The 9,599-nt window shown below is 72.3% G+C and carries 6 protein-coding genes; 3 read left to right on the plus strand and 3 right to left on the minus strand.

Features of this window, described 5'->3' with window-relative positions; genetic code table 11:
* Positions 1-28: 28 nt before the first annotated feature.
* Complete coding sequence (locus ABT160_RS30675; RefSeq protein ID WP_351651177.1) at positions 29-2,107, plus strand: cellulase family glycosylhydrolase; 2,079 nt, start codon at positions 29-31, stop codon at positions 2,105-2,107.
* A gap of 100 nt (positions 2,108-2,207) precedes the next feature.
* Positions 2,208-4,316, plus strand: a complete 2,109-nt coding sequence (locus ABT160_RS30680; protein ID WP_351651178.1) for a glycoside hydrolase family 6 protein — start codon at positions 2,208-2,210, stop codon at positions 4,314-4,316.
* A gap of 37 nt (positions 4,317-4,353) precedes the next feature.
* Here the strand turns inward: ABT160_RS30680 and ABT160_RS30685 are convergent, their stop codons facing one another.
* On the minus strand, positions 4,354-4,854 hold the full coding sequence (locus ABT160_RS30685; RefSeq protein ID WP_351651179.1) for a hypothetical protein: 501 nt from the start codon (positions 4,852-4,854) through the stop codon (positions 4,354-4,356).
* A gap of 460 nt (positions 4,855-5,314) precedes the next feature.
* Here ABT160_RS30685 and ABT160_RS30690 point away from each other — a divergent pair, with 460 nt between their 5' ends.
* The gene (locus ABT160_RS30690) at positions 5,315-7,090 is read left to right on the plus strand and encodes a trypsin-like serine peptidase (RefSeq protein WP_351651180.1); all 1,776 of its coding nucleotides are present in this window, start codon (positions 5,315-5,317) and stop codon (positions 7,088-7,090) included.
* 22 nt (positions 7,091-7,112) lie between these two features.
* On the opposite strand, the gene ABT160_RS30695 is transcribed toward ABT160_RS30690, so the two are convergent.
* Both ABT160_RS30695 and ABT160_RS30700 read right to left on the minus strand, forming a co-directional pair.
* Positions 7,113-9,059 (minus strand): ATP-binding protein, encoded by a 1,947-nt coding sequence (locus ABT160_RS30695; protein ID WP_351651181.1) that lies wholly within the window; start codon positions 9,057-9,059, stop codon positions 7,113-7,115.
* Between the two features lie 82 nt (positions 9,060-9,141).
* Positions 9,142-9,333 (minus strand): hypothetical protein, encoded by a 192-nt coding sequence (locus tag ABT160_RS30700; protein ID WP_351651182.1) that lies wholly within the window; start codon positions 9,331-9,333, stop codon positions 9,142-9,144.
* Between the last annotated feature and the right edge of the window lie 266 nt (positions 9,334-9,599).

The following is a 9,599-nucleotide window of genomic DNA, read 5'->3' on the forward strand; positions in this document are numbered from 1 at the left end:
GCTCCCATACCGGAAGGAGCAATTCCGAATGGCATCTCCCCCCACCGGGTCGCGCCACCGCGGCCTGCGCGCCCTCGTCGCCCTGGCGGCGACCGCCGCGCTGGCCCTGACCGGCCTGCTGCCCGCCGCCGCGGCCCCGCCCCCCACCGCACCACGGGCCGCGGCGGCCACCTCACCGACGACCGCGACCGGTTCGCTGGCCGCCACCGCCGACTGGCTGCACACCTCCGGCAACAAGATCGTGGACGCGGACGGCCGCGAGGTCTGGCTGACCGGGGCCAACTGGTTCGGCTTCAACGCGAGCGAGCGCGTCTTCCACGGCCTGTGGTCCGCCAACATGGAGACCATCACGCGCCAGTTGGCCGAGCGCGGCATCAACATCCTGCGCGTGCCCATCTCCACCCAGCTCCTCCTGGAGTGGAAGAACGGCCAGGCCGCCGTCCCCAACGGGATCAACTACTACGAGAACCCCGAACTGCAGGGCAGGACCAGCCTCCAGGTCTTCGACGCCTTCCTCGCGCTGGCCGAGAAGTACGGCATGAAGGTCCTGCTCGACGTGCACAGCGCGGAGGCCGACAACTCCGGGCACATCTACCCGGTCTGGTGGAAGGGCTCGATCACCACCGAGCAGTTCCTCACCGCCTGGGAGTGGGTCGCCGCGCGCTACCGCACCAACGACACGCTCGTCGCGATGGACATCAAGAACGAGCCGCACGGCAAGCAGACCGAGAACCCCCGCGCCAAGTGGGACGACTCCACCGACCAGGACAACTTCAAGTACGCCTGCCAGAGCGCGGGCCGGCGCGTCCTGGCGGTCAACCCCGAGGTCCTCATCCTCTGCGAGGGCATCGAGATATACCCCAAGGACGACCGGACCTGGACCTCCACGGCGGAGGGCGACTACCACTTCGACTGGTGGGGCGGGAACCTGCGCGGCGCCCGCAACCACCCCGTCGACCTCGGCGCCCAGCAGGACCAACTGGTCTACTCCCCGCACGACTACGGGCCGCTGGTCTACCAGCAGCCCTGGTTCCAGGGCGACTGGAACCGCACCACCCTGGAGCGCGACGTCTGGGACCCCAACTGGCTCTACCTGCACAAGACGAACACCGCGCCGCTGCTCATCGGCGAGTGGGGCGGCCTCCTCGACAACGGGCCCAACCAGAAGTGGATGACGGCCCTGCGGGACCTCATCGTGGAGAACCGGATCAGTCAGACGTTCTGGTGCGTGAACCCCAACTCCGGTGACACCGGTGGCCTGTTGAACAACGACTGGAAGACCTGGGACGAGGCGAAGTACGCCCTGCTCAAGCCCGCTCTCTGGCAGTCCGGCGGCAAGTTCGTCAGCCTGGACCACCAGGTGCCGCTCGGCGGCGCGGGTTCCACCACCGGCATCAGCCTCGGCGACCTGCCCGGTGGTGGCGGGGGCGGCGACACCCGGGCCCCCGCCGCGCCCACCGGGCTCGCGAACCCCGCCCGCACGGCCACCACCGCCTCGCTGACCTGGACGGCCGCCACCGACGACGTCGGTGTCACGGGCTACGACGTCTACCGCGACGGTACGAGGGCGGGGTCCACGGCCACCACCGCGTACACCGACACCGGGCTGACCCCCGACACCGCCTACCAGTACACCGTCCGGGCGCGGGACGCGGCGGGCAACGTATCGGCGCCCTCCGCCGCGCTCCCGGTCCGCACCGACCGGGCGACCGGCGGCGGCACGCTCCTGTCCCAGGGCCGCAACGCCTGGGCGTCGTCCACCGAGGGCGACCTCCAGCCCGCGAGGGCGGTGGACGGTGACCTCAACTCCCGCTGGGGCAGCGCCTTCCAGGACAACCAGTGGATCAACGTGGACCTCGGCGCGTCCCGCACCCTCACCCGTGTCTCGCTGCGCTGGGAGGCGGCCTACGCCAGGGCCTTCCGCGTCCAGGCCTCCGACGACCCGGCCTTCGCCACCTGGACGGACCTGTACGCCACCTCGACCGGCAGCGGCGGCACCCAGGACATCGCCGTGTCGGGGCACGGACGCTACGTCCGGGTCCTCGGCCAGAGCCGCGCCACCCCGTACGGCATCTCGCTCTACGAGCTCCAGGTGTACGGGAGTTGAGCCCCGCGGGCGGGGGCGCACGGCCCCCGCCCGCACTCTTTGCTCCCCCCTCGCCCCACCCCCTTTGCCCCCCACCGCCCCGCCCCACGAAAGGGACCCCGTGAGACCTCCGAACGCCCCACGACTGCGCGCCGCCACGACGGCCGCCGCCCTCACCGCCGCCCTGCTCTGCCCCCTGCCCTCCCTGGCCGCCGCCGCACCCGCCCGCGCGGCGGGCGAAGCCCACCAGGACAACCCGTTCGCGGGCGCCACCCAGTACGTCAACCCGCTGTGGAAGGCCAACGTCCTGCGGGAGGCGGACGCCACCCCCGACAGTGCGCTCGCGGCGCGGATGCGCGCCGTCGCGGGCCAGCCCACCGCCGTGTGGATGGACAACATCCGGGCCATCGCGGGCGCCCCGGGCGGCATGGGCCTCGAAGCCCACCTCGACGCGGCCCTCGCCCAGAAGGGCAGCGCGCCGCTCGTCTTCAACGTCGTCGTCTACGACCTGCCAGGACGCGACTGCAACGCGCTCGCCTCGAACGGCGAACTGCCCGCCACGGCGGCGGGACTCGACCGCTACAAGAGCGAGTACGTCGACCCGCTCGTCTCCGTCCTCGCCAAGGCGAAGTACGCGGGGCTGCGCATCGTCGCCACCGTCGAGCCGGACTCGCTGCCCAACGTCGTGACCAACTCCTCCGTCCCCGTCTGCCAGACCGCGGGCCCGCTGTACGAGCAGGGCATCGCCTACGCGCTGACCAGGCTGCACGCGCTCACGAACGTGTACACCTACCTGGACTCGGGGCACGCGGGCTGGCTCGGCTGGCCGTCCAACTCGGGCCCCACGGCAGCCGAGTTCGTGAAGGTCGCGGGGATGACGCCGGCGGGCGTGAACAGCGTGGACGGCTTCGTCACCGACACCGCGAACACGACCCCGCTCAAGGAGCCCTACTTCACCGGGGACACCGTCGTGGGCGGCACCAAGGTCATCGGCGCGCCTGCCCCGGACAACTTCTACGAGTGGAACCCCGACGTCGACGAGGCGTCGTTCACCGCCGACCTCTACCCCAAGCTCGTCGCGGCCGGTTTCCCCGCGGGCATCGGCATGCTGGTGGACACCTCCCGCAACGGCTGGGGCGGCCCCGGGCGGCCCGCGGCGGCCAGCACCAGCACGGACCCGGGCGTGTTCGTACGCGAGTCCCGCGTCGACCGCCGCCCGCACCGGGGCGCCTGGTGCAATCCGGTCGGCGCCGGGCTCGGCGAGCGCCCGACCGCGTCGCCCGCCGGGTACCCGGCCTCCCACCTGGACGCCTTCGTCTGGGTCAAGCCGCCCGGTGAGTCCGACGGCGCCAGCAAGGAGATCCCCAACGACGAGGGCAAGCGCCTTGACCGCATGTGCGACCCCACCTACGCGCCGCCGGCCGCGGGCTGGAACGGCAGGACCACCGGAGCCCTGCCCGACGCCCCGCTGTCCGGCAAGTGGTTCGGCGCCCAGTTCCGCCAGCTCGTCGCCAATGCCTACCCGGCGGTGAACGCGGGCCCCGCACCGGGTGACACCACCGCCCCGACCACGCCGACCGCCCTGCGCGCCGGCACCGCGAGCGCCACCTCCGTCCCGCTGACCTGGACCGCGTCCACGGACGACACCGGCGTGACGGCGTACGACGTCTACCGCGACGGCACCCGGGTCGGCACCGCGACCACCCCGGCCTTCACGGACACGGGCCTGCGCCCCTCGACGACGTACACCTGGACCGTCCGCGCCCGTGACGCCGCGGGCAACACCTCACACCCCTCCGCCCCGGCCTCGGCCACGACGAGTGCGGACGGCGGCAGCGGCGACGTCCTGCTGACCCGGGGCCGCACCGCCTGGGCGTCCTCGGTCGAGGGCGACCTCCAGCCCGCCAGGGCGGTGGACGGCGACCCCAACTCCCGCTGGGGCAGCGCCTTCCAGGACAACCAGTGGATCAACATCGACCTCGGCGCGGCACACCGCGTGTCCAAGGTGGTCCTGCGCTGGGAGGCGGCGTACGCCCGCGGCTACAAGGTGCAGCTCTCCGACGACCCGGGCTTCTCGTCCTGGACCGACCTGAGCACGGTCACGGCCGGCGACGGCGGCACCGACACCCTGACGGTCACCGGCCAGGGCCGCTACCTGCGCGTCCTGGGCCAGACCAGGGCCACACCGTACGGCTTCTCGCTGTACGAGATCGAGGCGTACGGCCTCTGACCCGGCGACCCGTCCCGCACCCCGGGGCCGGTGGGGCTCAGTTCCCGCCGGCCCCGGCACCCTTGCGCCGACGGGCCCGCACGAGGAAGCCGGCTCCGGCCGCGAGCACGACCGCGCCGCCGACGCCACCCACGACCCAGGGGAATGCGCCGCTCCCGGAATTGCCCGCCTCGCCGACCCGGAAATTCGCCTTCTTGACGCTCTTTCCACCGTGACTGATCACCTGCGCCCGTGCCTCGCCCGGTTCGGCGTCCGCGCGCAGTCGCGCCACACCGGTGTACTGGCGGCCGGTGAAGGTGAGGAGCGCGGGCTTCTCGAAAGCGTCGGACCTGACCGTGACCGTCCGCTCCTCCGCGTCGCGCCACTCGTCGAGCCAGGTCGCCTCGACTTCGCTGCCCGGTGCGCCGGTGGATACGGAAAGGGTCGCCGAAGGGGCGCTTTCCGGAGGCGCGGAGGATTCGGAAACCGTGAGGACGGAGGTTCCCGCCGCGGCGAGCACCCACGTGGTGGCAATGGTCGGCGCGATTGCGCGGAACATGACAGTTGGTCCTTTCTTGTGTTCTTATGCGTCACGAACATTACCCCCACCACCTCGCTCCCGTACGAACCGGGGTGAGGTGAACGATGGAAAGCAATACGCACTCATAATGAGAAGCTCAACCCTGCTGCGCAGTACCACACTTGGTATATGCGCGGTATTGCTCGCCGCTCCGATGGCAGTGGCGGCTCCCTCCCCGGACGGCCCCTCGGGAACCGCGGTCCCCGCGTCTCCGGCCGCGCAGTCACCCGCGCCCTCGGCATCGGCCGGGGTCCCGGGCGCGGAGCCGACCGGGACCCCCGCGCCCACCCCGTCCACCGACGGCGGCCCGTCACCGGACGGCCGCCCGTCGCCGGACCGGGACCCCGCCACCGACGGGGAAGCGTCCGGCTCCCGGGCGCCGTCCCCGGCCGCCGAACCGACGGCGAGCGGCTCGCCCGCCCCCAGCGCTTCCCCGCGGATGTCGGACGAGGAGTACTACCGCTCGCTCGGCATCGACCCCACGCCCCGCCCCCCGGCGCCCCTCGACGCGCGGGAACTGGCCGAGGCGAAGGCGCTGGACGCGTACTGGACCCCCGAGCGGCTGCGGAGTGCCAAGCCCCTGGACGACCCCGACGGGGCGCCGCTGGGCGAGGTCGGCGGCAAGAGCGGGCAGCTGCGTTCGCCGAGCCACCTGGTGCCCGGCGGGTTCGACAACGTGGGCGTGTTCGTCCTCAGCCGGCCCGGCGGGGCCGAGGACCGGTTCTGCACCGCCTCGGTCGTCGACTCCCCGTCGATGAACCTGGTCCTCTCCGCCGCCCACTGCCTCACGGACACGGACCGGTACGAGAACTTCGGCTTCGTGCCCAAGTACAACGACTCGGCGAACCCCAAGCCGTACGGCATCTTCCGCGCGGAGAAGAACCGCGTCTACCTGGACGCCCGCTACCTCAAGCTGGGCGCCAGCAAGGGCGACGACCTGGACTTCGCCTTCGTACGGGTGCAGCGCAACGAGAAGAACCAGGTCCTGGCGACCGCCGTCGGCGGCGGCAACAGGCTGAAGTTCGTCGGCGCGGGCGACTTCGTCCAGAAGGGCGCGCACCTGATCGGCTATCCCGGCGGTTCCAGGCAGCCCCGCGACTGCACGTCGAACACGAAGAAGTACGACGGCCGATTCGTGCAGATCGACTGCGACGGATATACGCCCGGCACCTCCGGATCGCCCTTCCTCACCGACTGGGACGGCCGGCGCGGATCGGTTTTCGGAGTCATCGGCGGATACAAGACCGGCGGCCCGACCAATGACACCTCGTACTCCTCGCAGTTCGACGGTGACATCAGCCGCCTCTACACCCAGGCGGTCAACAATTACGAGCCCGACAAGGGTTCTCCGCTCGGCTCCGGAGCCCTGTGGAAGAACGCCAGGATGATGACCGCGGGCACCTTCCACAATCCGGACGACTACCCCGCCGCCCCGGCCCGGGGAACCGCGGTCCGCCGCACCGGCGACCAGGACATGGTCGTCCTGTGGAGCGACGGAGAACTGTCCCTCTACGAGGGCGACGGCGCTTTCGGGTTCGAGAAGGACCGCAAGCTGATCGGGCCGAACGGTCTGTGGAAGAACGCCAAGGCGATCACCGCGGGCGATTTCACCGGTGGCCACCAGTACGACCTGATGGTCCTCTGGGCGGACGGCGAACTGACGCTCTACAAGGACGTCGACTACGACACCAAGTCGATCAACGACCTCCAGGAGGTCCAGCTCCAGAAGCCCAACGCCCTCTGGAAGCACGCCACCGCCCTCGCCACCGGCGCCTTCGGCGGCAACCTCTGGCCGGACGACCTGGTCGTCACCTGGGACGACGGCGAGGCTTCCCTCTACACGGACGTGGACGCGACCGGCATGGGGTCGGAGACCAAGCTGGCCGAGCCCGGCTCCGTGTGGAAGTACGCCCGCGGGCTCACCACCGGTGACTTCGGCGGCGCCGACAACAACGACCTGATGGTCCGCTGGTCGGACGGCGAGCTGACCGTCTACCAGGACCTCGGGATCAACGCCCTGAAGGCCGAGCACCGCGTCCTGGCCGCCAACGCGCTGTGGGCGAACCACGCCGCGGTCATCTCGGCGGGCAACTACGGAGGCAACAAGTGGCCCGACGACCTCATGGTGCGCTGGAGCGACGGTGAGCTGACGATGTACGGCGACAGCTCGCTCAGCGCCCTGGGCAAGGAGTACCCGCTGGTCCCCGCGGCGTGACCGGCCGGGGCGCGGCTCCCGGTCAGTCCCCTTCGCCGATCGTCAGGCGGCCGCCGTCGCAGATGGTGAAGAGGTGCGGGGCAGGCTCCGTGTCGTGCGGGGCGCCGAAGGCGTCCAGGTAGTCCTGGCGGGGCGCGTGCCCGCGCCCCGCCAGGACCGTGTCGGGGAGCATGACCAGGGCCGTCGTACCCCGTCTGTCGGACGGGCGGACCTGGGCCCGTACGCCGATCCGTGCCGTCAGCCTGCTCACGATGAAGATCCCCAGGCGCGGGTCGTCCGGCAGCACGGCGAGGTCGCCGGCCGGTTCGGCCAGGCGGGCGTTGATCTCCCGCATCGCCTCCGCCGGGATTCCCAGGCCCGCGTCGTCGATCTCCAGCATCACCCGCCCGTCGGGCAGGCGGACCCCCGTGACGACGACCCGCGTGTGCGGCGGTGAGAAGACGACCGCGTTCTCCACGAACTCCGCCAGTGCGTGGGTCAGGTCGGCCACGAACCGTCCCGCGACCTCCACCTCGGGGACGTGCGCGATGTCCACCCGGTCGTACCCCTCGACCTCGGAGGCCGCCGCGCGCAGCACGGACCGCAGCGGGACCGGCTCGGCGAACCGCCGTCCGGGTACGCCGCTCACCATGATCAGCATGTTCTCGCACGCGCGCCGGGTCCGGGTGACCAGGAGGTCGAGGTCGAAGAGAGCCGCCGTGCGGGCCTCCTCCCCGGATGCCGTCGCCTCCTTCTCCAGTACCTCCAACTGCTCCAGCTGGCGCGCGACCAGCGTGAGGCACCGGCGCGTGAGGTCGGCGGTCAGCGTTTCGAGGGAGCCGCGCGCCAGGGCCTGGCGCGCCGCCTCCCGGGCCGCGGCGGCGTACGCGCGGTCCAGCGCCCCGGCCGCCAGGGCCACGTCGTCCTGCCCCTGGATCCCGATGGAGGGCAGGGACGTGTCGACCGTCCACGGCGTCTGTCCCGCCAGCCTGGCGTAGAGTCCCGGGAGCGTGTGATCGGCCAACTCGGAAGCTCGTAAGCGAAGTTGGCGCAGCGCGGCCGACCGCTTCAGGACCTGGGGCCGTACGGTCGCGGCCTGCTGGGCCGCCTGCTGCGCCGCCTCGTCGAGCAGCCGCTGCACCTGCGCCCGGGCGCCCTCCACCTGGAGTGCTGCCTCACGGTCGGCGTCGGCGATCACGCGCTCGGCCTCGCGGTGGACGCGTTCCAGATCGGCGAGGCGGTGTTCGGCCACCTCGGCGGCGCGCGCCAGCTTCACCCGCTCCTCCCTGGCCTCGCGCTCCAACTCCGCCTTCTCCGAGGCCTCCTGGGCCTCCGCGAGCTCGTCCTCCAGCACCCGGCAGCGCTCCCGCGCCGTGTCGCGCTCCCGCTCGGCCGCCCGCAGCGCCGCCTCCAGGCGGGCCACCTCCTCGCGCAGCAGGGCGCAGGAGTTCTCCAGCTCCTCGCGGCGCATCCGGTGCCGCTCGACCTCGGCCCGTCCGGCGCCGCGTTCCCGTACCGCCGAGGTCTCCAGCATCCGCAGCTGGCTCTCCAGGGCCGTCAGTTCGCGCAGCTGTTCGTCCGCCGAGACGCGCAAGTCCCGGAGCTCCAGCTCCAGGTCCTCCTGGCGCAGCACGGCGTCCTCCAGGCGGTCGCTGGCCATCTGCTCGCGGTAGCGGGGCGGGTCCTTGGCGAGCAGCGCCTCCCGGTGGAGCCGGTAGAGGTCGCCCTGGAGCTCCGCGCTGACCTCCGTGTCGTGCGCCTTGCAGACCGACTTCATCAGGGCGTCCAGGAAGTGCTTGTCCGGGATGCGCTCGCCGCTGAGGTACCGCGAGACGGTGGAGACGCTGATGTGGTGGTACACCGCGAACTGCCGCTGCGACTTGCCCGCCCCCTTCAGCAGGCGGCGCAGCGTGGTGGCGAGGGCCCGGACCTCCGGCGGCAGCGCCTGCGACAGCGGGGCGAACCCGTCCCCGTCCATGTTCTCGGTCACCTGCCCGCCCCTTCCGCACCGCGCGTTCCCCCAGTCTGGCGCCGCCGGACCCCCGGCGCCGCCGGATCGGCCAGGACGCGCCTCACCGGCGCCGGTCCTCCTCGATGAGCGAGTCGAAGAACGCCACCGCGGCCGCGAACGCGGCGCACCCGACGAGCACCGCCCGCGCCGGGCCGCCGCCCTCCAGGCCGCTCAGCCATCCCGCGCCCACCCCCACGAGCACGCCCAGCACCAGCACCAGCGCGGCGCGCTGACCCAGCAACGGTCCGTTCACCCACCCCACCCCACTCCTTCCGCACGCCGTGCGCCCGCGCGACGGCATCCACCTGGACGTCCCAACCGGACGTCAACGGGACGACGGAGGCGTCCCGTTGGGAGTCTGCCGCCCCGCGGGTGCCGTTCCCGGCCGGGAACGGGCGTTCCCGCGCAGGTGGGAACACTTACCGCCGCGTCACCCCGGTCCGCTGGAGCCCGGTGGCGACGGGCGGCTTCCCGGCCCGCCTGGCGCAGGAGTAGGCGGAAACGCCCGAGTGCGCGGGG

Origin of the sequence: Streptomyces sp. NPDC001941 (genome assembly GCF_040296945.1) — a bacterium.
GTDB lineage: Bacteria > Actinomycetota > Actinomycetes > Streptomycetales > Streptomycetaceae > Streptomyces.